This window comes from Pseudomonas tremae (assembly GCF_001401155.1).
GTDB lineage: Bacteria > Pseudomonadota > Gammaproteobacteria > Pseudomonadales > Pseudomonadaceae > Aquipseudomonas > Aquipseudomonas tremae.
This window is the reverse complement of record NZ_LJRO01000482.1, coordinates 47,393-69,694: the sequence shown is the minus strand read 5'-3', so window position 1 is coordinate 69,694 and position 22,302 is coordinate 47,393. Positions and strand designations below refer to the sequence as shown.

The 22,302-nt window shown below is 59.7% G+C and carries 19 protein-coding genes; 7 read left to right on the top strand and 12 right to left on the bottom strand.

From position 1 onward, the window contains the following. The first annotated feature begins 147 nt into the window (after nucleotides 1-147). Nucleotides 148-1,014, top strand: coding sequence for an oxygenase MpaB family protein (locus tag ALO43_RS26655; RefSeq protein WP_005895721.1), 867 nt, complete (start codon nucleotides 148-150; stop codon nucleotides 1,012-1,014). A 107-nt stretch (nucleotides 1,015-1,121) separates the two neighbouring features. After that, nucleotides 1,122-2,300 (top strand): acetyl-CoA C-acetyltransferase, encoded by a 1,179-nt coding sequence (locus tag ALO43_RS26650; protein ID WP_005895718.1) that lies wholly within the window; start codon nucleotides 1,122-1,124, stop codon nucleotides 2,298-2,300. Nucleotides 2,301-2,321: 21 nt separating this feature from the next. Here the strand turns inward: ALO43_RS26650 and ALO43_RS26645 are convergent, their stop codons facing one another. Genes ALO43_RS26645 through ptsP form a run of 3 tightly spaced genes read right to left on the bottom strand, consistent with a single transcriptional unit; the run spans nucleotide 2,322 to nucleotide 7,885 of the window. Continuing rightward, nucleotides 2,322-4,064 carry a PTS fructose-like transporter subunit IIB gene (locus ALO43_RS26645; protein ID WP_024669656.1) on the bottom strand — a complete coding sequence of 581 codons (1,743 nt, stop codon included), beginning with the start codon at nucleotides 4,062-4,064 and terminating at the stop codon, nucleotides 2,322-2,324. Between the two features lie 12 nt (nucleotides 4,065-4,076). Continuing rightward, nucleotides 4,077-5,018, bottom strand: coding sequence for a 1-phosphofructokinase (gene pfkB, locus ALO43_RS26640; RefSeq protein ID WP_005895712.1), 942 nt, complete (start codon nucleotides 5,016-5,018; stop codon nucleotides 4,077-4,079). After that, nucleotides 5,018-7,885, bottom strand: coding sequence for a phosphoenolpyruvate--protein phosphotransferase (gene ptsP, locus ALO43_RS26635; protein ID WP_005895709.1), 2,868 nt, complete (start codon nucleotides 7,883-7,885; stop codon nucleotides 5,018-5,020). The genes pfkB and ptsP overlap by 1 nt, the downstream gene beginning before the upstream one ends. Nucleotides 7,886-8,236: 351 nt before the next feature. Between ptsP and cra the strand changes: the two genes are divergently transcribed. Continuing rightward, a complete protein-coding gene (gene cra, locus ALO43_RS26630) occupies nucleotides 8,237-9,232 on the top strand; it encodes a catabolite repressor/activator (RefSeq protein WP_005895707.1) in 996 nt (331 codons plus the stop codon). Further along, entirely contained in the window at nucleotides 9,229-10,029 is an 801-nt protein-coding gene (locus ALO43_RS26625; protein WP_053481429.1) for a TatD family hydrolase, read from the top strand. The genes cra and ALO43_RS26625 overlap by 4 nt, the downstream gene beginning before the upstream one ends. Nucleotides 10,030-10,035: 6 nt before the next feature. Here the strand turns inward: ALO43_RS26625 and ampE are convergent, their stop codons facing one another. From ampE to ALO43_RS26610, 3 genes are all read right to left on the bottom strand, one after another. Further along, nucleotides 10,036-10,872 (bottom strand): regulatory signaling modulator protein AmpE, encoded by an 837-nt coding sequence (ampE, locus tag ALO43_RS26620; RefSeq protein ID WP_005895701.1) that lies wholly within the window; start codon nucleotides 10,870-10,872, stop codon nucleotides 10,036-10,038. A 15-nt stretch (nucleotides 10,873-10,887) separates the two neighbouring features. Beyond that, nucleotides 10,888-11,436, bottom strand: a complete 549-nt coding sequence (gene ampD, locus ALO43_RS26615) for a 1,6-anhydro-N-acetylmuramyl-L-alanine amidase AmpD (RefSeq protein WP_005895698.1) — start codon at nucleotides 11,434-11,436, stop codon at nucleotides 10,888-10,890. Between the two features lie 181 nt (nucleotides 11,437-11,617). After that, entirely contained in the window at nucleotides 11,618-13,873 is a 2,256-nt protein-coding gene (locus ALO43_RS26610) for a DUF1631 domain-containing protein (protein WP_024690392.1), read from the bottom strand. Nucleotides 13,874-14,224: 351 nt separating this feature from the next. Here ALO43_RS26610 and nadC point away from each other — a divergent pair, with 351 nt between their 5' ends. Genes nadC through ALO43_RS26595 form a run of 3 tightly spaced genes read left to right on the top strand, consistent with a single transcriptional unit; the run spans nucleotide 14,225 to nucleotide 17,508 of the window. Continuing rightward, complete coding sequence (gene nadC / locus ALO43_RS26605) at nucleotides 14,225-15,073, top strand: carboxylating nicotinate-nucleotide diphosphorylase (RefSeq protein ID WP_005895692.1); 849 nt, start codon at nucleotides 14,225-14,227, stop codon at nucleotides 15,071-15,073. A gap of 47 nt (nucleotides 15,074-15,120) precedes the next feature. After that, the gene (locus ALO43_RS26600; protein WP_005895690.1) at nucleotides 15,121-16,215 is read left to right on the top strand and encodes a TIGR00266 family protein; all 1,095 of its coding nucleotides are present in this window, start codon (nucleotides 15,121-15,123) and stop codon (nucleotides 16,213-16,215) included. A gap of 60 nt (nucleotides 16,216-16,275) precedes the next feature. Further along, nucleotides 16,276-17,508 (top strand): VWA domain-containing protein, encoded by a 1,233-nt coding sequence (locus ALO43_RS26595; RefSeq protein ID WP_054998410.1) that lies wholly within the window; start codon nucleotides 16,276-16,278, stop codon nucleotides 17,506-17,508. A gap of 188 nt (nucleotides 17,509-17,696) precedes the next feature. On the opposite strand, the gene ALO43_RS26590 is transcribed toward ALO43_RS26595, so the two are convergent. Genes ALO43_RS26590 through ALO43_RS26565 form a run of 6 tightly spaced genes read right to left on the bottom strand, consistent with a single transcriptional unit; the run spans nucleotide 17,697 to nucleotide 22,278 of the window. Beyond that, on the bottom strand, nucleotides 17,697-18,275 hold the full coding sequence (locus ALO43_RS26590) for a TerD family protein (RefSeq protein ID WP_005895687.1): 579 nt from the start codon (nucleotides 18,273-18,275) through the stop codon (nucleotides 17,697-17,699). Between the two features lie 37 nt (nucleotides 18,276-18,312). Continuing rightward, on the bottom strand, nucleotides 18,313-18,888 hold the full coding sequence (locus ALO43_RS26585; protein ID WP_005895685.1) for a TerD family protein: 576 nt from the start codon (nucleotides 18,886-18,888) through the stop codon (nucleotides 18,313-18,315). A gap of 27 nt (nucleotides 18,889-18,915) precedes the next feature. After that, on the bottom strand, nucleotides 18,916-19,950 hold the full coding sequence (locus tag ALO43_RS26580) for a TerC/Alx family metal homeostasis membrane protein (protein ID WP_024669660.1): 1,035 nt from the start codon (nucleotides 19,948-19,950) through the stop codon (nucleotides 18,916-18,918). 25 nt (nucleotides 19,951-19,975) lie between these two features. After that, complete coding sequence (locus tag ALO43_RS26575; protein WP_005895681.1) at nucleotides 19,976-20,425, bottom strand: tellurite resistance TerB family protein; 450 nt, start codon at nucleotides 20,423-20,425, stop codon at nucleotides 19,976-19,978. Between the two features lie 51 nt (nucleotides 20,426-20,476). Then, nucleotides 20,477-21,688, bottom strand: coding sequence for a TerD family protein (locus ALO43_RS26570; RefSeq protein ID WP_054998409.1), 1,212 nt, complete (start codon nucleotides 21,686-21,688; stop codon nucleotides 20,477-20,479). Then, the gene (locus ALO43_RS26565; RefSeq protein ID WP_005895677.1) at nucleotides 21,685-22,278 is read right to left on the bottom strand and encodes a TerD family protein; all 594 of its coding nucleotides are present in this window, start codon (nucleotides 22,276-22,278) and stop codon (nucleotides 21,685-21,687) included. The genes ALO43_RS26570 and ALO43_RS26565 overlap by 4 nt, the downstream gene beginning before the upstream one ends. Nucleotides 22,279-22,302 lie beyond the last annotated feature (24 nt).

Here is a 22,302-nt window from a genome sequence, read left to right as displayed (position 1 = left end):
ATTATCGTTCCCGCGCTCCGCGTGGGAATGCAGCTCGTGACGCTCCCGCGTCACGAACTGCGTGGCAACGCTGGAGCGTTGGCACGATAGCCATCCAGGCACACGTCAGTTGTACCTGATATTCCCTCCCCGATGCCCGAGCACGACATGGAATTCATCCGTACCCGCATCGAAAACCAGGTAATCAGCCTTACCGGCCTCACTCTCGGGCAACTGGATCTGGAGAACCCCAAGGGCGATCCCGGTCTGTTCGGCCCGCAAGCGGTGTGCTGGGAGGTGCATGGCGACTTTACCAGCATGCTGGTCGGTGGCATCAGCGCCTTGATGCTGCAGGCGCTGCACCCGCTGGCGCTCGCTGGTATCTGGGACCACTCCAGTTTTCGTCAGGATATGCTCGGGCGCTTGAGACGCACCGGGCAATTTCTGTCCGGCACCACCTATGGCTCCAAACTGGACGCCAACTGGTTGATCGACAAAGTACGCGCCATCCACCTGAACATCAGCGGCACAGCGCCGGATGGACGGCCCTACGCGGCAAGCGATCCAGAGTTGCTGACTTGGGTGCATGTGGCGGAAGTCAGCAGCTTTCTGGCCGCACATTTGCGCTATCACGATCCAGACCTGTCGCTGGCGGATCAGGATCTGTATTACGCCGAGACAGCGCTGGTCGCCGAGCGGCTGGGCGCGTGCGATGTGCCACGCTCCCGTCAGGCCATCGCGGACTATCTGGAAGGTATTCAAGGCGATCTGGTATGTGATGATCGCAGTCGTGAAGTGATGCGCCTGCTGCTGGATGCGCCGGCATCCAACTGGCTGGCCAAGCCTTTTGGTGTATTGATGATGCGCGCTGGCGTCGACTTGCTGCCGGTCTGGGCCAGCGAGATGCTCGATGTCACGCAAAGCCCTCTGCAGCGCAAGATCATCCGGCTGGGCGTCAACAGCACCGCGCCTTTAATGCGCTGGGCAGTGCGCAATGGATCGGCGCAACGCGCCAAGCGTCGCATGGGCCTCTGAGCAGCAGTTGCAAAGACGCTGCAAAATATGACCGAGGGGTTCGCGATTGGAACCTGTCTCCCCATCTGTGCCACCATGAGCCCTCAATAACAATGAGGATCAGCACCATGCATGACGTCGTTATCGTCGCTGCCAACCGCACCGCCGTGGGCAGCTTCCAGGGCTCACTGGCGACCATTCCAGCGGTCGATCTGGGCGCTGCTGTCATACGCCAGCTCTTGGCCCAGACCGGCGTGGACGGCACGCACATTGATGAGGTCATCATGGGCCAGGTGCTCACCGCCGGAGCGGGTCAAAACCCGGCACGACAGGCGGCCATCAAAGCGGGCCTGCCCTTCTCGGTCCCGGCCATGACCCTCAACAAGGTGTGCGGCTCAGGCCTCAAGGCCCTGCATCTGGCCGCTCAGGCCATTCGTTGCGGCGACGCTGACATCATCATCGCCGGTGGCCAGGAGAACATGAGCCTGTCCAACTACGTCATGCCCGGCGCGCGAACCGGTCTGCGCATGGGCCATGCCCAACTGGTCGACACCATGATCAGCGATGGCCTGTGGGACGCATTCAACGATTACCACATGGGCGTCACCGCTGAAAACCTGGCGCAAAAATACGACATCAGCCGCGAGGAGCAAGACGCTTTTGCCGCGCTCTCCCAACAGAAAGCGATCGCTGCCATCGAAGCCGGACGCTTTGCCAGCGAAATCACCCCGATCCTGATTCCGCAGCGCAAGGGCGACCCCGTTTCCTTCGCCACAGACGAGCAGCCCCGTGCCGGAACGACAGCCGAAACGCTGGGCAAACTCAAACCTGCTTTCAAGAAGGATGGCACTGTCACCGCCGGTAACGCCTCGTCGCTCAACGACGGTGCGGCCGCCGTGATGCTGATGAGCGCCAGCAAAGCCGAACAACTGGGCCTGCCGGTGCTGGCGCATGTCGCAGCCTACGCCAATGCAGGCGTTGACCCGGCCATCATGGGCATAGGCCCCGTGAGCGCCACCCGTCGCTGCCTGGACAAGGCTGGCTGGTCACTGGACGAGCTGGACCTGATAGAAGCCAACGAAGCCTTCGCTGCACAGGCGCTGTCGGTAGGCAAGGAACTGGGGCTTGACCCGCAGAAGCTGAACGTCAATGGCGGCGCCATCGCCATCGGCCACCCGATCGGAGCATCGGGCTGCCGCGTGTTGGTGACGCTGCTGCACGAGATGATCAGGCGTGATGCAAAGAAGGGCCTGGCCACGCTGTGCATCGGTGGCGGCCAGGGTGTAGCCCTCGCACTGGCGCGCTGAGGGCATTCGTACTCTGCAGGGTCAGGCGCTGGCAGGCGCCACGTCCAGCTCTGCAGCTTCCGGCCGTTTGATCAGCGCATAAATCACGCCCGTCACCACACTGCCGACCACAATCGCCAGCAGGTACAACAGCGCATGATTGATCGCGTTGGGGATCAGCATCACGAACAGACCACCGTGCGGCGCCATCAGTTTGCAGCCGAAGTACATCGACAACGCGCCAGTCAGCGCACCGCCCACGACACTGGCGGGAATAACTCGAAGCGGGTCTTTGGCAGCGAACGGAATGGCACCTTCGGAAATGAAGCACAGCCCCAGCACGAACGCGGCCTTGCCGGCCTCTCGCTCGCTTTGAGCGAACTTGCGACGAGCCAGAAGGGTCGCGATGCCCATACCGATTGGCGGCACCATACCGGCGGCCATCGCTGTGGCCATCGGTGCGTAGCTCTGTGAGGCCAGCAGGCCGACGGAGAACGCGTAGGACGCCTTGTTGATCGGACCGCCGAGGTCGACGCACATCATCGCGCCCAGCACCACGCCCAGCAGGATCGCATTGGTAGTGCCCATGCTGTCGAGGAAGTGGGTCAGCGCCTCGAGCATGCCCGCGACCGGCTTGCCGACCACGTAAATCATCACCAGACCGGTGAACAGGCTCGACAGCAACGGGATGATGAGGATCGGCTTGAGCGCTTCGACGCTGGCAGGCAGACGTGCATAGCGATTGATCGCGGCAGCACTGTAGCCAGCGAGAAAACCGGCGATGATACCGCCGATGAAGCCCGCACCCAGCGTACTCGCCAGCAAACCGCCGATCATCCCCGGCGCCAGACCCGGACGATCAGCAATCGAATAGGCGATGTAACCGGCCAGCAATGGCACCATCAGTTTGAACGCCGCTTCCCCGCCGATCTGCATCAAGGCGGCAGCCAGCGTGCCCTGTTCCTTGAACGCATTGATGCCGAAGACGAACGACAGGGCGATCAGCAGACCACCTGCCACCACCATCGGCAACATGAACGACACACCGGTCAGCAAGTGCTTGTAGACGCCCGCCTTCTCTTGCCTGGCAGGCGAGGCGGCATTGGACGAAGCGGATTCCACCTGACCTTCCGCCAAGGCTTTTTTCAGCGTCGCGTCGGACTGTTTCAGCGCAATGCCAGTGCCGCAGCGGTAGATTTTTTTGCCTGCAAAGCGGTCGGTGTTGACCTCGATATCGGCAGCCAGCAGCACCACATCAGCGTCGGCAATGGCCTGAGGGCTGAGCGGATTGCGTGCGCCGACCGAGCCTTGGGTTTCGACCTGCAGGTCGTAGTCCAGACGCTTGGCCGCCTGCTGAATGGCCTCGGCGGCCATGAACGTGTGCGCAACGCCGGTCGGGCAGGCAGTGATCGCGACAATGCGCGGTTTTGCACCCGTGGCGCCTGCGGCTTCGGGGGCTGCAGTTTGCGAGGCGACATGAACCTGCGCGTCCTGCGCGGCACGCTGCAGAAAGCCATCGACGTCCTGCAAGGCATGAGACGGTGAATCCTGAAACAGCCGCTTACCGACGAACCGGCTCAAATCTACCGGCCCGGTGTTGACCACCAGCACCAGATCGGCGGCTTCGATATCCTGTGCGGAAAGCTGACGCTCTGCCTTGTTGGGGTCGATGATTTCGACACTGGTTTCCCAGCCCTGACGCAATGCCGCCGCTTCGAGTAACCGTGCGCTGAGTACGCTGCTGACCTTGCCGTTCGGGCAGGCCGTAACTATGGCTAACTTCATGACGATCCTCTCTTATTGTTCTGAAAGGCTGCGTACAGTGACGCCGCCTTCAAGCCGTTTGAGTTGTGCGGCATCAGTGATGCCGAAACCGATCTGAGTCACGGCCATCGCGGCAATCGCCGTGGCGGTGCGCAGCGTCTTTTGCGGATCATGGCCGCCGATAAGGCCATGCACCATGCCCGCCAGCAGCGAGTCGCCAGCACCTACGGTACTGGCCACTGTGACCTTGGGCGGCAATGAATGCAGTGCCAGGTTCGGACTGAACCAGTGCACCCCTTCGGAACCTTGGGAGATCACCACATGCTCGATGCCCTGAGCGTGCAGACGCGCAGCAGCCTCGGCCTGAGCGGCGATGGAGATGATCGGCGCGTCGAGCGCATCGGCCAGCTCTTCGGTATTGGGTTTGATCAGCCAGGGGCCTGCCTCCAGGCCGGCTCGCAAGGCCAGCCCGCTGGTGTCCAGCGCCACCTTGAGACCAAGGCCCTTGAGCATCAGCAGCAACTTCTGCAGCCACTCCGGCGTGACACCGCGCGGCAGACTGCCGGCAACCACCACCACGTCGAAACCTGCTGCGATCTGCTGGACTCGCGCAAACAGAGCCTGCTGCGCCTCTTCGCTGACCTGCGGACCCGGGCCATTAAGATCGGTGATGCGGCCACTGCCCTCGGCCAGCTTGATGTTGCTGCGGGTTTCCCCAGGCACACGGACGAACTCGTCGACAAAGTTGCGGCGCTCGAACAACGCTTCGAACGACTGCTGATTGTCGATGCCCAGAAAACCCGCAACGGTCAGGTCATGGCCAAGGTCGGCCAGCACCTGCGCCACATTGAGTCCCTTGCCCGCTGCGTGGGTGAGCATTGCGTTGCTGCGGTTGACCTGGCCCAGCTCCAGTTGTCCCAACTGCACAGTCAGGTCCAGCGCCGGGTTCATGGTCAGGGTAAGAATCTTCGCCATTACAAAGCCTCCACAAGCGCGCGGACTTCGGCGGCGCTGCCCGCCGTCAGCGCATTTTGCGCCAGTTGCCGAGCAGTGCTCAGGGTCAGTTCACGTACACAGGCCTTGACCTCGCCGATGCTGCGCGCCGACACACTTAATTCATCCACGCCCAGCCCTACCAGCACCGGAACGGCCACAGGGTCGGCAGCCAGTTCGCCACACACGCCCACCCACTTGCCATTGGCATGTGCGGCGCGGACGGTCATGTCGATCAGTTGCAGCACCGAAGGGTGCAACCCGTCTGCCTGGGCCGACAGGGTCGGGTGGCCGCGGTCGATCGCCAGCGTGTATTGCGTCAGGTCATTGGTGCCGATGCTGAAGAAATCCACTTCCTTGGCCAGGACCGGTGCAATCAGCGCGGCTGAAGGCACTTCGATCATGATCCCCAGTTGCAGGTCGCTGACGGGGATTTCCTTGCGCAGTCGCTCGGTCATGTCCCGCGCCTGACGCCATTCTTCAAGGGTGCCGATCATCGGGAACATGATGCGCAAAGGGCCGCTTTCTGCCGAACGCAACAGCGCGCGCAGCTGGCTTTCCATCACGTCCGGGCGTTGCAGAGTCAGGCGAATGCCGCGCACGCCGAGGAACGGATTCTCTTCCTTGGCGATAGGCCAGTAAGGCAACGGCTTGTCACCGCCGACGTCCAGCGTGCGCACCACCAGCGGGCGACCGCCAAGATCGGTCAGAACGCGGCGATATTCGGCTTCTTGGGTTGCCTCGTCAGGCGCCTGAGAGTGGGCCATGAACAGCAATTCGGTACGCAGCAGGCCGACACCTTCGGCGCCCTGCTCTACTGCGGCTGGCGTGCCAGTGCTGTCGCCAATGTTGGCGAACACTTCGACGGCGTGGCCATCACGTGTCACTGCGGGCTCCATGCGCGCCTGCGCAGCGGCCTTGAGGCGCACTTCGCGGGCATCGCGATCCGCAACGGCGCGCTGCAAGGTGGCTTCGTCAGGCGCCACCGTCAGGCGTCCACGCTGACTGTCGAGTAGCAGCACAGTGCCTGGCTTGAGCAGCAGCACTTCATCACCGGCACCGACCAGCGCAGGGATACCAAGCGCACGCGCGACAATGGCGCTGTGCGCAGTGGCACCGCCGCGAGCGGTAAGAATGCCGGCTACCTGCGCCGGGTCCAGACGGGCAACGTCGGACGGGCCGACTTCGTCCATCACCAGAATGTAGGGTTCGTCAGGAGCGGCAACGGTTTCAACGCCACAGATCTGCGCCAGCACGCGCCGGCCTACGTCTCGCAGGTCGGCCGCGCGCTCGGCCAGCAGGGCGTCCTGCAATTGTTCCTGCTGGACGGCGGCAGTTTCGATCACAGTGGCCCACGCAGCGGCTGCACTTTCGTCGTTGTTCAGACGCTGCTCGACTTCGCTGGTCAGTTCCGGGTCCTCAAGCATCTCCTGGTGGGTGATGAAGATTTCACGAATGGCCTTGGACTTGCTGCGCTGAATCAGGTTTTCGATGTCGCTGCGAACTTCGCCAATCGCTTTGTGCAGGCGCTCACGTTCGGCAGCAACCGATTCGCCCTGCGGGGGATAATCGAACGTCTGCAGTACTTGAACATGCGCCGGGCCAATGGCAATACCCGGCGATGCCGGTACAGCTTGCAACACACTGCCGGCAGCGGGTGCGTTCAAGGGTTTGGCGGCAGCAGCGGGTGCTGGCGCAGCCTGCGGTGCGGAAACGGCAGGCAAAGGCTCGACTTCTTCGCCAAGCCCCTGCTCCACCGCCTCAATCAATGCGGGTAAGGCATCGTCAGCAATACTTGGCTCGGCAATGAACTCCAGCGTCTGACCGCGGCGCGCTCCGAGGCTGAGCAGCTTGCTCAGGCTCTTGGCAGACACGGCGGCTTCGCCGGTTTCCAGCACGCGCATACGGATTTCGCCGTCGAACTCCTTGGCCAGTTGCGCCAGAATCTTCGCAGGGCGGGCATGCAGGCCGTGAGCGTTCGCCAGTTGAACCTGTCGGGTCGGCCACTCGGCAGGCAACTCGCCGCCCAGCGCTTCCAGCACCACGCGGCTATTGGTGGCATGGCCCAGCTCGTGGCCACGACCTTCGATCAGCAGCAGACAAAGCCGCTCAAGCAAAGCCTGGTGTGCCTCGCCGAGGCTGGCAAGACAGAACAGACCGGTCAGCGGCTGGCCGAGATAACGGATAGGCTTGTCCGGGGTCACAAAGGCGAGACCGGGACGCTTGACGGTCTGTTCGCTGTGCAACCACCACAGGCCATCACCCAGCGACAGCGCCTCGACCTGTTGCAGCACGGCAGCAAAACCGTTGCTCACGCAGTCGGCCTTGCGCAACAGCCGTGCGCCGCGCCAGACCAGTTCTTCAAAATCGTCGGCCGATACGCCCAGACTGATCATCTGCGCGTCGAGCGCCAGTTCCTGAGGCGCGCCCTGCAACAGCTTGAGCAAGTCTTCCGGGGTCTGCGCTTCACGCAGTGCCTGGCCCAGGTCTTCTTCACCCAGCGCGCGGGTCAGCAACTGCAGCAAACGCAAGTGCTCGTCGGACTTGGCGGCAATACCTATTGCCAGATAGACCATCTGCCCGTCGCCCCAATCCACCCCTTCGGGGAACTGCATCAGGCGCACGCCGGTGGTGGCCACCAGGTCGCGGGTTTCGGGAGTGCCATGCGGGATGGCGATGCCCTGGCCGAGAAAGGTCGAGCCTTGCTGCTCACGGTTCATCAGACCGGTAAGGTAGCCCTCGGCGACCAGGCCATCAGCGACCAGGTGGTCGGCAATCAGCTTAAGTGCGGCAGTTTTATCCACAGCCGACTGGGCCATGGATATTTGCTCCAGAGTGAGTTCGAGCATTGCCTTGACTCCTGTGCAGCGCCAAGGCGCCACCTGATTCTTGTTTTAATGACGATCATAGGACCGACAGCTTAGGGGGATGATAGTGACACCGATCAACTATCCTATCGGACATCCTTTTCACCTCGATTGCAGCAGACAACGGGCATGCTGAATCGTTTAATCTATAATTGCCCGGCACGTTACTCGATTCTGCGGGTTCATTGAAGCCCGGCCGGCTCGATCCTGTAGGACAAGTCCCAAAATACTTGAAGCAGTTGGGAATTTCCCACGGTCTGGTGTAAAGATCAGTATCACAGCAAAAATAATTCCAATGTTCTGAACCGCTTGCCTGACTGAAGGAATTCCGGGGTGAAACTAAGCGATATTGCACGTCTGGCAGGTGTTTCTGTCACGACCGCCAGTTACGTGATCAATGGCAAAGCCGAACAACAACGTATCAGCCCCGCAACGGTCGAGCGTGTGAAAGCCGTCGTCGAGCAACATGATTTCCGGCCTAATCCGCAAGCCGCGGGGCTGCGCAGTCGACACAGCAAAACCCTGGGCTTCATCCTGCCGGATCTGGAAAACCCCAGCTATGCACGCATTGCCAAGCTGCTCGAGCAAGGCGCACGCAGCTTGGGCTATCAATTGCTGATAGCCAGTTCCGATGATGATCCCGCCAGCGAACTGCAGCTGTTGCAGTTATTCAGAGCGCGACGCTGCGACGCACTGCTGGTCGCCAGTTGCCTGCCCGCCAGCGACGAAAGCTATCGTGCCCTGCAGATCAAGGGCACGCCTATCATCGCCATCGACCGGGAAATGAACCCGGAGTTTTTCTGCTCGGTAGTCAGCGACGACCACGATGCCAGCCTGCAACTGACCCGCAGCCTGCTACAGACCCACCCAAAGCACATTGCCTTGATCAGCGCACGTCCTGAACTAAGTATCAGCCGGGCACGTGCTGCCGGCTTCGAAGACGCCCTCGAAGGGTTTTCCGGCGCCAGGATCATCGAACATGCAGAGGCCTTCAGCCGCCAGTGTGGCCAGCGCCTGATGACCGAAATGCTGCAACGGCAAGGGCATTTCCCCGATGCGCTGATCACCACCTCTTATGTATTGCTGCAAGGCGTGTTCGATGTGCTGCAAAGCCAGGCGCTGCAATCGACTTCATTGCACCTTGGTACCTTCGGTGACACGCAACTGCTCGATTTTCTGCCGCTACCGGTCAATGCGATGGCTCAGCAACACCAGCTGATCGCCGACAAGGCCCTGCAGCTGGCCTTGGCAGCCATCGAGAAGGATGACTACCAGCCAGGCGTCCATGCGATCGCGCGTGCCTTCAAGCAGCGTATCCACGCGCCATGAACATGACGCTGATCGACACCCATACCCACCTGGATTTTTCGGACTTCGATGACGACCGAAATCAGGTACTGGAGCACTGCAGCTCACTCGGCGTGCAGCGCATGGTGGTGCTTGGGGTCTATCAGCGTAACTGGCAGCGCCTGTGGGCATTGACCGAATCGCGTCCGGCGCTGTACGCGGCCTTCGGGCTGCACCCGGTGTATATCGATGAGCACCGCAGCGGACACCTGATCGAGCTGGGCGAATGGCTGACCCGCCTGAAGGGCCATCCGCAGCTGTGCGCGGTGGGCGAGATCGGGCTGGATTACTATGTCAAAAACCCGGACAAAGTGCGTCAGCAGGCAATTTTCGAAGCACAGCTCGGGCTGGCATCGGACTTCAACTTGCCCGCGTTGCTGCACGTGCGCCGCAGCCATGCCGACGTGATCGCCACCCTGAAACGTTACAAGCTCAAGCGCGGCGGTATCGTCCATGCCTTTGCGGGCAGCAGGGAAGAGGCTCGTGAATACATAAAACTGGGGTTTAAGCTGGGTCTTGGCGGGGCGGCAACATGGCCGCAGGCGCTGCGTATGCACCGCGTCATCGCCGACCTGCCGCTGGACAGCGTGGTACTGGAAACCGACTCACCGGACATGGCGCCCGCCATGTATCCCAACCAGCGCAACAGCCCGCAACACTTGCCCGACATTTGCCAGGCACTCGCGGCGTTGATGAACATCAGCCCGCAGCGCCTCGCCGAGGCGACTACAGAGAACGCCTGCGCGCTTTTTGACTGGCCTCGACAGGCCGGTGACTGAGCCGAATCAGAGCAGCAAGGTCCACAGTGCAAACCCTGCGTACCAGACGATTGCCGAGCGAACCAGCAGCTCCCAGAGCATGTCGAGGCTGGTAACGCCTTCAGGCCCGATGACCGGAGGCGGAACCTCACTGGCGGCGCACCCGACACGCGTAATGAGCTGGGCAGCGCTGATGTTCCAGTTGAGCAGCTCGTGCAGCATCACCCGGCTTACCGCAACGAAATTGCCCACCAGCGCAAAGCTGGCAGCCAGCAGCCTGACCGGCACCCATTCGAATGCATGGCGCAGTTGCCCTGCCCGCTCGACCAGCTCGGGAGTCCGGCCATTTTCGGCTGCAAGCGCCAGCAAACGGTAAGCCAGCGCGGCGACCGGCCCAAGCACGAAATACCAGAAGATTACTGCGAAGAAGCTCTGAAACGCCTGCCAGAGCATGTAACCCTGCACGCCATGCAGCAATTGTTCGCTGTCGTCGGCCTGCACGCCCATGTCGCGCTCGGCCACATGCACCGCTGCCTGTGCATCGCCACGTCGGCAGGCGTCACGAAACGGACCAAGCACGGCAATCAGATCGACCCGGCCCAGGCTGTAGATCAGCACCAGCAAATGGATAGGTAACACCAGCCAGCCATAGGCAACCGAGCCCACGATGGTCAGAACAAGATGCAGCAGCAACACCGGCACCAGTACCAGCAACGCCAGCATCAGCCAGGGACGGGACGCTGTTCGCTGGCCCGCCTCGAGCTTCGCCAGCTCGCTGAGCCACGGTCCGTCGCGCTGCACACGCTGGCGCAGGGCGGAAAACTTTTCGACAAGAACTGCCAGCAATAGCACCAGAAAACTCATTGTTCCTCCCTTACCTCAATCCAGCAAAGCCGCTTGAAACCGGCCCCAATCGAAACAGGGCCCGGGATCTGTCTTGCGTCCGGGCGCTATGTCGCTATGACCACAGATACGCTCGGGCGTAATTGCCACGAAAGCCTGGCGCAGCTGACGCGTCAGGGCTATCAGGGCTTCGTATTGCGCATCAGTGAACGGCTGCTCGTCAGTGCCCTCAAGCTCGATGCCGATGGAGAAGTCGTTACACCCCTCACGGCCCTCGAAACAGGAAACACCGGCATGCCATGCGCGATCAAGACAAGAGACGAACTGAATGACCTCGCCATCACGTTCAATCAGAAAATGCGCCGAAACGCGCAGATCGGCAATCCCCGAAAAGTAGGGATGCTCGGTGGCATCCAGCTGGTTCTGAAAGAAGGCCTGCACCTTGCCGGTCTTGAACTGTGCGGGCGGCAGGCTGATGTTATGGATAACCAGCAACGAGATGTCGCCTTCGGGTCGCGCATTAAAGTTGGGCGACGGGCAATGCTGCACGCCGTCACACCAACCGCTTGCGGAGTCCAGTTGCATGAGCGCTCCTTGAGCAGGGGTAGTAAGTAGCGCTGATTATGCCTGTGACAGGGGCCGATGTGGCGGTTCAGGCACGGACTCGCGACGTAGGAAATGCCTGTTTGACACCTCGACGTTACGACGCGGAGCACAAGAAACTGCGCGCCACGCCTCGCATGCCCCCGGTAAACCGGGGCCGGGATCACGCGCCCTTGAGTTTTCGCAGGTTGCTGATCACTGATTCCAACGCGCGGTCAAACAGCAAGGCGTCGTCCAGAATGCGAATGGCACCGCGGCGAAACTCAACGGCAAGGCCCAAACGCGTCTTCTCCAGAACCTTCATGCCCGTGCGATTGACGAACACATAGCGACCGCTCGGCTCGACAATGGCGGTCAGCTTGCAGCGCAGCTTGTGTTCTTCGTCTTCCTGAATTTCAACCCAGCCCCCAACCCGCAGCTTATCGACCATTTGCAGGCCGGCGTCGTCGTCAGGCAACTGCACGACCGGCTCGTTGAGCATCTGTTCTTCGGGAGAAATCAGGACGATTTCTTCAACAACGGCCATCATCGATGGCCCGCCAGCGACGTCAGCATCCGACGCCAGCGTGTCGCCCTGTGCAGAATCAGCTGTGCCGTCCTGCAAGCGCGAGAAATGCTGAAAAGCCTGAACGTGCAACGACTCGAGCTGGCTGAAGAACTCGCTGGTAGCGAACGGATCGAATGCAGCACTGGTCAATCCGTCACGCAGCGACTTGAGCAGCCCCGGCACCAGCTCAAGCAACTGCTGCAAGGCCTGCGGGTCGTCATGTTGCTCGACGCTCCAGATCAACTCATCCATCGTCTTCAGCCCGGCTTGCCACTCGGCAGACTCATTGCCGTGCTTCAGACAGGTCAACAGCAACACCTTGCTCCAGGCCTCCTGCAGCAGGCGCACGACGGCTTCAGGCAACGTCTTGCCCAACAGCCGTTCATTCAACTCGTGCTGCACCTGATGCCGGGCAAGCTCGGCGCGTGCGCGGCCTTCCTCGGCGTCGCGGGTACGCTGCTCAAGCAGTTCGCTGCGACGGCGTTCGTCACTGGTGAAGGCCAGGAAGTCGGCCAGCAGTTCGGAGAAAATAGCCGGGTCATCGACGAAATCATTCAGCAGGCGCTGCACGATCTGCTCTACCCGCTGGTAAAGCGAGTCCCGCTGATAGTCGTCGCGACCGCCCCAACCCAACGCCGCAGTGGCAATTTCATTGAGCAGGCGGCGGGCAGGATGGCTGCCGCGACTGAAGAAGCTCTTGTCGAGCACCGCCACCTTGAGCATCGGAATCTGCAGACGCCCGATCAGGGCGCGCAAGGACGGAGTCAGGTTTCGATCGTCGAGAATGAACTCAAAGAGCATGGCGATCAGGTTGATCACGTCCTCATCGCCGACACCGACCACTCGGGACTTACCGGTCTTGACGTTGACCCGGGTCAGCAGTTGCTCCAGTTGATTACGCAGATCGAACTCGTCGTCGGCCTCTTGGGAGGGCACGTATTGCTGCAGGTGCGAGAGCAGCCGCAGCAAATCCTTGCTGGAGATCGGACGCACTTCGGCGTTGGGCTCGTGGCGCGGAGCAAGATTGCCACGAACGTGCAGAAGCAACTCCTGCAACGCCGAAAAGACTTCCTGCACACCTTTGTCGAGCTTGTCGGCCGCCTGGTTCAATACCGGATCGGACAGCTCGGCTGCACGGTGCCCAGGCGTTGCACGGTCAGATGCGCGGCGCGCCGGCAATGACTTCATGTCCGGCAGGACGCCCGTGGCAATCAGTAGCTGATTAGCTTCGCTGTACAAGTGGTCAGTGTTGGAAAGGACGTATTTCTCGAACAGCTTGAGGATGATCAGCTTGACCTTGATCTCGACGCCCAGACTGCGCCCGCCCTCGAGAAAGAAGCGGCACAGCATCGCCGGCCCCAACGGGTTGCTGTCTTCGGCAATGGCCTGCGGGACCAACACATTCAGGCGCGCGGTCAGTTGCCCCAGCGCGAGGCTGTCACGGCTCATGACCTTGGCGACCATGGCATCGACGGCTACGGTCTTCTCCAGCTCATCGTTATGCACCAGCGCCAGTTTGTCGAACGACACGGCAGCAGGCAGCACAGGCTCGTGAATCTGGTACTGACCCAAGGCCAGAAAGGACTCGTAGAATTTGTCGAGAAAACCGCGCTCGATGCTTTTGCGCTTGAGGCGCAAGTCGCGCATGGCTTCAAAAAAAAGGTTTTGTTCGGAGTTGTTGCGGGCGCGGTCTGCCATCTCGAACAGTGTGTCGTCGGCGTTATCAAACAGCGCCTGCAGGCCATCCTTGAGCTGTTGGGCCGCACGGTCGCGAACCTGCAACAACACAACGGGCAGCCGGGCCAAAGGCGCACTTGCACCTTGGGCAGGGAGCAATTTGCTCAACGGCACTACTTTTTCGTCGTTCGGCATTACACCCCCTGACAGGAAATTATCTGAATCCCTTCACAAACGCGGCTTGCAGACCTCGCCTTGTAAAAAGACTCCCTCGACCTTGCGGAGAGTCAAACCTATGACGTCAATTACAAGGCGGATTATGTTTCAAAACTTGCCAATAACGCCAGTAAGACTTTTTCACGTCCTGTCGAATGCAGGCGACACGGCATTTACGTGCAGCGATAGACCGCGGCTTTCGCGTTCCATCGCAAACGAATTTGCCTAACCGACCAACTGCATGTTCCGAATGCGCGGCCATGCTATATGCCCGGTGGGTTAGACAGTTGCACTGCCTTATACTCGGACGACCTTGAAGTGGAGCCCGCTATGCCGAATGTACGAATTGCCGACCTGACCGCCGAGATCGAAGCCAATGTTCGTCGCGCATTGCTTGAGGATGTCGGCAGCGGCGATATCACCGCGCAATTGATTCCCGCAGAACGGTTGGCCAAAGCCACGATCATCTCGCGCGACGCAGCGGTTATCGCCGGTACAGCCTGGGTGGATGCCGTTTTCCGCCAGCTGGACCCTCGGGTGGCTGTGCACTGGCAAGTGATCGATGGCGATCGGGTCAACCCGAACCAGGCCCTTTTTCACCTTGAAGGCCCTGCCCGCTCGCTGCTGACCGGCGAGCGCAGTGCCCTCAATTTTCTGCAAATGCTGTCGGGCGTTGCCACCCGCGCGCAACACTTCGCCGATCTTGTGGAGGGCACTCAGGTCAAACTGCTGGACACCCGCAAGACACTGCCGGGCCTGCGTCTGGCGCAGAAATACGCCGTCACCTGCGGCGGCTGCCACAACCACCGCATTGGTCTGTATGACGCGTTTCTGATCAAGGAAAACCATATCGCGGCCTGTGGCGGCATTGCCCAGGCAGTGGAGGCAGCGCACCGGATCGCCCCAGGCAAACCGGTAGAAATAGAAGTGGAAAGCCTGAGCGAACTCCAGCAGGCGCTGGATGCCGGGGCCAATATCATCATGCTGGACGAGTTGAGCCTGGCTGACATGCGCGAGGCTGTGCGCCTGACTGCTGGCCGTGCCAGCCTGGAAGCCAGCGGCGGTATCAACGACGATACTCTGCGGGTAATTGCCGAGACCGGCGTGGACTACATTTCCATCGGGGCCATGACCAAGGATGTGAAGGCCGTGGACCTTTCCATGCGCCTGAGCCTCTGACGGCAACGCCCACGACGACTATCACGATTCACTCGGGAGAAGACGCTTTGGAACAGTGGTTTGTGATGAATGCGGGCAAGCAACTTGGCCCGATGGATGCCGACGCCGCGCGCCTGATCGCACGTGAATCACCCGGCGCCTGGTGCTGGCAGCAGGGCATGCCTGACTGGCAACCGATTTATCAGGTCCCTCAAGTGCGTGCCATGAAGAAGGACGGCGTGACGCCGTTTCCGGCACCAACGCCGGAAATGATCCAGCCGAAACCCTCCGGCCTGCCCGCACACGCCAATCCGGTGCCCACCGCCAACCCGTCCCCACCCTCGTCCTCGTCCCCGAGCAGGCGTCCCTCGTTCACGCCGGACCCGAACACATCGGGCGGCTTTGGCTTGGCGCAGGCTACCGACGGCGTGGATTTCAAGTTGTACGGATCGGAGACCCAGTTCGTCGAATTGGAGCTAGACCCCGGTGAAAGTGCTGTCGCCGAAGCTGGCGCGATGATGTACAAAACCTGCGACGTGCAGATGGAAACCATCTTCGGTGACGGCAGCAATCAGTCCTCAGGCCTGCTGGGCTCTTTATTCGGCGCCGGGAAACGCATGCTGACCGGTGAAAGCCTGTTCACCACGGTATTTTCCCAGCAAGGCTCGGGCAAGGGACGCGTCGCTTTCGCTGCGCCCTACCCCGGCACCATTCTGCCTCTGAACCTGCGCGACTTCGGCGGCAAGTTGATCTGTCAGAAAGACAGTTTTCTGGCTGGCGCAAAGGGCGTGTCCATCGGCATCCAGTTTCAGAAGAAGATTCTTACCGGTCTGTTTGGCGGCGAAGGTTTCATCCTGCAGAAGCTTGAGGGTGACGGCTGGGTGTTCGTTCACATGGGCGGCACGGTGCGCAAGATCGAGCTGGCTGCCGGTGAAGCTCTGGACGTCGATACCGGCTGTCTGGCGGCCATGACCCAGACGGTCGACTACGATATCCGCATGGTCGGCGGAGGTATCAAATCAATGCTGTTCGGCGGCGAGGGCGTATTTTTCGCCAGGCTTACCGGCCCAGGCACCGTATGGCTGCAAAGCCTGCCCTTCTCACGACTGGCTGGCCGCATGCTGGCAGCGGGCCCCGCTGGCGTGGGCAGAAGCGAACGCTGATCTCCTGACTTAGTTACTCGACCACAGGCCGCGCGCCTGCCTCACTGCCAAGGAAGAGACATGCAGATTACCCAAGGTCAACGCATCCCGCTTTCCACACTTATTCAGGGCTCTGACCTCACGCTGTCGATCGTCATCCAGTCCGCCCATGTGGTGGATTACGTCTGTTTCGGTGTCGATGCCAATGGCAAGCTGTCGGACGACCGCTACATGATTTTCTTCAATCAGCCGACCAGCCCGTGCAACGGCGTGAGACAGGTGAACGGCGGGGACTTCCAGCTATCGCTTGCCAGCCTGCCAGCGTTCATTGATCGCTTGGTGTTCACGGCCTCCATTGATGGCGCGGGCGTGATGAGTGATATCCAGGCAAGTCACTTCAGTATTCAGCATCAGGGCCGCGAAGTGGCCCGTGGCGAGTTTTCGGGCGCAACCTTCAGCGCCGAAAAAGCCATCATGGTCGCTGACATCTACCGCAAGAACGGCGAGTGGCGTTTTGCTTCCAACCTGCAGGGCTACAACGCCGGGCTGGATGCGCTGGTGGTGCATTTTGGTGGTGAGGTGGCCGATACGCCGCCACCGGCGCCCGCTCGCATTTCGCTGGAAAAGAAAATTGCCGACGCCGCGCCGCAGCTGATCAGCCTGGCGAAAAAGGCTCAGGTCAGCCTGGAGAAAGCCAAACTGACCGACACCAAGGCTCGCGTGGGCCTGGTGCTGGATGCATCGGGTTCGATGAACCCGCAATACACTCGCGGCCACGTACAGGAAGTGGTTGATAGACTCATCCCCCTCGCCGTGCATTTCGACGACGACGGTGCGCTGGATTGCTGGGCGTTTGGTGCAAAACCGCAGCAATTGAATGCGGTCACGCTGGCCAACTTTCAGGACTTCATCAAGACCGATCATGGCGGCTGGAAAGACTGGGAACTGGGCGCACGTATCAATGATGAGCCGAAGGCGATGCGCATGGTCATCGACTACTACAAAAAGTCGGGTGACAAAACGCCGATCTATATCCTGTTCATCAGCGACGGCGGCGTGCATCAGGATCGCGAAATAACCAGGCTGATGATCGAAGCTGCGAAGTTGCCGATCTTCTGGCAGTTCGTGGGGATGGGCGGTCGCGGTTACGGGATTCTGGAAAAGCTCGACGACATGGGCGGTCGCGTTGTCGACAACTGCAATTTTTTCGCACTGGACCGTCTGGATGAAATCCCGGAAGAGAAACTCTACGACCTGCTGATGGAAGAGTTTCCGGATTGGCTGAAAGCGGCCAAGACTGCCGGGATTTTGTAGAGCATTGAGCGTGCGCAACGTTTCGTGACCATCGTGCCAATGCTCTGCGTTGGCATGCCTTTCTGGGCGCTCTGCGTCCTCTTGCGACGCGGAGCGTCGTGAACTGCATTCCTGGAAAGATAGCCAGGTAGCCCAATAAAAAAACCCCGCCATTGCTGACGGGGTTTCTTATCGGGCGTTGCTCGGGTTTAGCCGATCGATACGCCGTGTGCTTCTGCCAACGGCTTCAGGCCGCCTGCAAAGCCTTGGCCGATGGCCTTGAACTTGAACTCTTCGCCGTTGCGGTACAGCTCGCCGAAGATCATCGCAGTTTCGGTGGACGCATCTTCCGACAGGTCGTAACGAGCGATTTCCTTGCCGTCAGCCTTGTTCACAACGCGAATGTAAGCGTTCGAAACCTGACCAAAGCTTTGCTTGCGCTCTTCAGCCGAGTGAATGGTAACTGCGAAAACCAGCTTCTTGACCGCAGCGGCCAGACCGGTGAGCTTGACGGTAACCGACTCATCGTCGCCTTCGCCAGCGCCCGAACGATTGTCGCCCAGGTGCTCAACCGAACCGTCAGTCGATTTCTTGTTGTTGTAGAAAATGAAGCTGTTGTCATCCAGCACTTTGCCATTTTCGCCAACGATGAAGATAGACGCGTCCAGATCGAACTCGGTGCCATCGGTCACGCGAGGATCCCAGCCCAAACCTACGGTGATTTCCGTCAGACCAGGTGCTTCCTTGGAGAGGGAAACGTTGCCGCCTTTACTCAGACTTACTGCCATGTTCGTAATCCTTTCTGGAAAGTTGGTAGGGCGAGAATCAGAAATTCATGCCGAAAGAGTTGGCGACAGCCTTCAAGCCGCCGGCGTAACCCTGGCCTACAGCGCGAAACTTCCACTCGCCAGCGTTGCGATACAGCTCGGCAAACACCATCGCAGTTTCGGTTGACGCGTCTTCTGCCAAGTCATAACGAACAACTTCGGAGCCGGACTTTTCGTTCAGGACACGGATGAACGAGCCCCCCACCTGACCGAAGTTCTGCTTGCGGCTGTCGGCATCATGAATGGTCACGACAAACACTACCTTGTCGACATCAGCAGGTACTCGGGTCAAATCGACCTTGAGCACTTCATCGTCGCCATCGCCAGCACCCGTGCGGTTGTCGCCGGTGTGCTCTACAGAGCCATCGGCGCTTTTGAGCTGGTTGTAGAAAATGAAGTCAGCTTCACTACGGACCTTGCCATTGGCGCCCAGCAGGAATGCGCTGGCGTCCAGGTCAAACTCCTGGCCGTCAGTGGCTCGCGGATCCCAGCCCAGACCGATGAGGACATTGGTCAGGGTAGGGTCGGTTTTCGACAGCGAAAGGTTGCCACCTTTTTGCAGAGTCAAAGCCATGATGCGTTTATCTCCTCTATCCAGTGTTTACGCTTTTTCTTCAGCGGGTTCTTCTTTACCCGGGAAGAGCAGGCTAGCCACGATACCGATGATCAACACCACAACTACAACCAACAGACTGGCGTTGGCACTGATCTCGTAACCGTGATGGAACAAGTGGTTGGTTGCGTTCAGGCCCAGCTTGACGGCGATGAAGAACAGCAAGGCAATAACCGCCTTCTCCAGATGCACAAGGTAGCGCTTGAGGGCTTCAAGCACGAAGTACAGCGTACGCAGACCGAGAATTGCGAACAGCATCGCCGAGAACACGATCAGCGGCTCGCGGCTCACTGCGATGATTGCAGGCACGGAGTCAAACGCAAACAGCACATCGGATATCTCCGCCACAACCAGACACAGGAACAACGGGGTCGCAAACAGCGCGCCTTTGGCCGCCAGGGTGATGCCAGAGTTTTCAGGCTTTTTGACTTCTTCTTCCAGCACCGAACGGCGGACGAAGAAGTTGCTGCCGTGCAGCTTTGGCCACACCGGGAACAGTTTCTTGGCGAAGCGATAAGCCATGTGTTGCGAGTAGTCGACTTCTTCGTCGTCGTCATCACCCGCTCTGAGCATCATGACGGCTGTCCAGGCCACGATGACCGCGAACACCACTTCGACCCACGGCCCGAGAGCCAGCAGGCCAGTGCCGATAGCGACGAAGATGCCGCGGAAAACGATGGCACCGATGATGCCCCAGTACAGTACGCGGTGGCGCAGGCCATCCGGGATCTTGAACCAGGAGAACAAAGCCATGAATACGAACAGGTTGTCGACGCTCAGCACTTTTTCCAGCGCATAACCGGTCACGAACAGCGTGGCGACTTCAGAGCCGTGCTGCACATAGAGGAAACCGGCGAAAGCCAGCGAAATGGCGACCCAGAAAATCGACCACGCCGAAGCTTGCGCGAGGGTGATCGGTTTGTTCCCGCGGTGGGAAAACATGTCGATAGCCATGGCCGTAATGGCCAGACCGACGAAAACCGCCATCGTGAGTGGAGGGAAGCCTAGAGAGGTGCTTTCCATTTAACTGCGTTCCTTAGGGTAAAAATTACAGGTCGAAATCGGTCGGGTTCAGGCCAAGCTCACGGCAGATCGTGCGGCAGACTTCCCGCTCTTTCTCATCGAAGCTGCCATCTGCGCCACCGATTGCACAGCAGACACGCACCAACAGACGGGAGGCGTCTTCTTTCTTCTTGATCTTGCCGATGGTTTTCAGCGCTTCGGCACGGCCAATTTCATAATCGAATTCAAACTTGGAGCAGGCTTCCTGAAAACCCTGAATGACGTCTTTCATGTCAAAGACTTTCAGTTCCTGAGAGTTCTGAATGAAGCCGGCCATTTTCTGTTTTTCACTGGAGCTGATATCGCCGTCTGCAGCAGATACCAACGCACAACCGGAAACCACAGCGTCCATGAATTCACGATTCTTGAACTTCGAAACTTCAGTTGCCAGCTTGTCGCGGGCCGCTGTTGCGTTTGTTTTCAACCAGTCCAGCATGTCTATCTCCCATGAGGCGGCACAGCCAGCCCAGAAATTCTGCGGTGTTGTTTACTTCGAGCCAGCGGCCCAGCGCATGCCCCAGCCGTAGGCCTTGTCCATGTTGCTGTGGCCATTGTGGAAGTCGACACGGCGGGTCACTTTGACAGCACCGTTGTCGTTTTCCAGCAAAGCGATTGCACACATGCCCTGACGACCACCCTCTTCGTTGAGACGAACCTCGATCGGGGGCTGGCCAGGCGCATGAATGGTGACAACTCCGTCTGTCTCTTTCCAGTTCGGCGCACCTTCATAAATGAATGCGTACAACAGAATTCTACGAATCTTGCTCCAGTGAGCGCCGTTGATGTGCAGCCACTCACCGTCGCTGATCGAGCCGGTACGGTCATCACCCATCAATTTGATGAAAGGCTCGGTATTGAGCGATCCGAACGAGTTGCCCAATGCCTGAACAGCGCCTTTTGAACCATCCTGCAATTCGAAGAGGCAGCCTACATCAAGGTCAATGGCATTGCTCTTCTTCATCGAGAAGAAGCCGCCGCCTTTGCTGTCGTTGCGGCGGTTCCAGTTCAGATTGACGCGAATCTCGCCGAAACCGGCGCTGGATTTTTCCAGACTGATCGACGCCCGGGTCTTGTCCAGGGTGATCTTGCTCAGACTGACGGTCGATTTGGCCGCAGGCGCTGGAACAGGTGCAGGTGCAGGTGCAGGTGCAGGTGCAGGTGCAGGTGCAGGTGCAGGTGCAGGTTGATCTTGAGGCGCGGCGACTTCAACGCCAAAGTTTTTCGCCAAAGGCTCAAGCCCGCCCGCAAAGCCCTGACCCACACAGCGGAATTTCCAGACACCCTGGCGCAGATAAAACTCGCCCAGAATCAGCGCGGTTTCTTTCATGCCGCTGGTAGGGATATCGGCCTCGATACCGCCGGTAATACTCAACGCCAGCTGCGACACGCTGTCAAAGCTGGCCTTGTTTTCATAGATGGTCGCCGTCAGGGCTACCTTCTCGATGACGGCGTCCAGACGACTTGGGTCAAGGCTGAACACGGCACGACCCGCTGACGCTTCGGTTTGCCGAACAGCGCCGCCGTTCACACTTTTCTGGCCGTAGAAACACATGTCCTGATCGCCGCGCACCTTGCCGGAACCAGTGAGCAGAAACGCAGACACATCGATGTCTGCATCCGCCAGCGGAGAATAAACGATCTCGACCGTCAATGGACCGGTAGCGACTGGCGCGTTGGCGCCCGGGACAAGTCGGGTCATCCGCGTATGGCTCCAATGGCCAGATCGACCAGATCCTCAGCGGTACGACCATTGGTGACCTTGCCCACAGCCGTGAAATCCCAACCCGCCGGCGTGCGCGACAGATAAGACATCACCACGCCGGTGTGCTGACCTTTCTCGGGCAGATCAAAGCGACCTAGCTCGTTACGGCTGCCCATGTCGACAATACGGCAGTAGGCATTGGCGACTTTTTCGAAGTTCTGACCGGTGAACGAGTTTACGGTGAACACCAGATAGCTGACGGTGGCCGGGAGTTTTTCCAGATCGATGTTGATGGTCTCGTCATCGCCAGCGCCTTCGCCGGTACGGTTGTCACCCGAGTGGACAATGGCACCGTCACGCGACTGCAGTTGACGGAACCAGACCAGATCAACGCGATTCTTCTCAGCGTCGAGCATGATGCAGGAAGCGTCCAGGTCAATATCGCCGCCGCCACCACCGAGCAACTTGCCGAAGAAACCGCTGGCTTTCTCAGGGTCCCATCCAAGGCCCATGCTGACTTTCTTGAGGCCGGTGCCAGCGGTTTTCTCGAGTGAGATCGTCTGGTTCTTTGCCAAAGTGAGTGCCATTTTTCGCTCCATGTGGACGTCGGG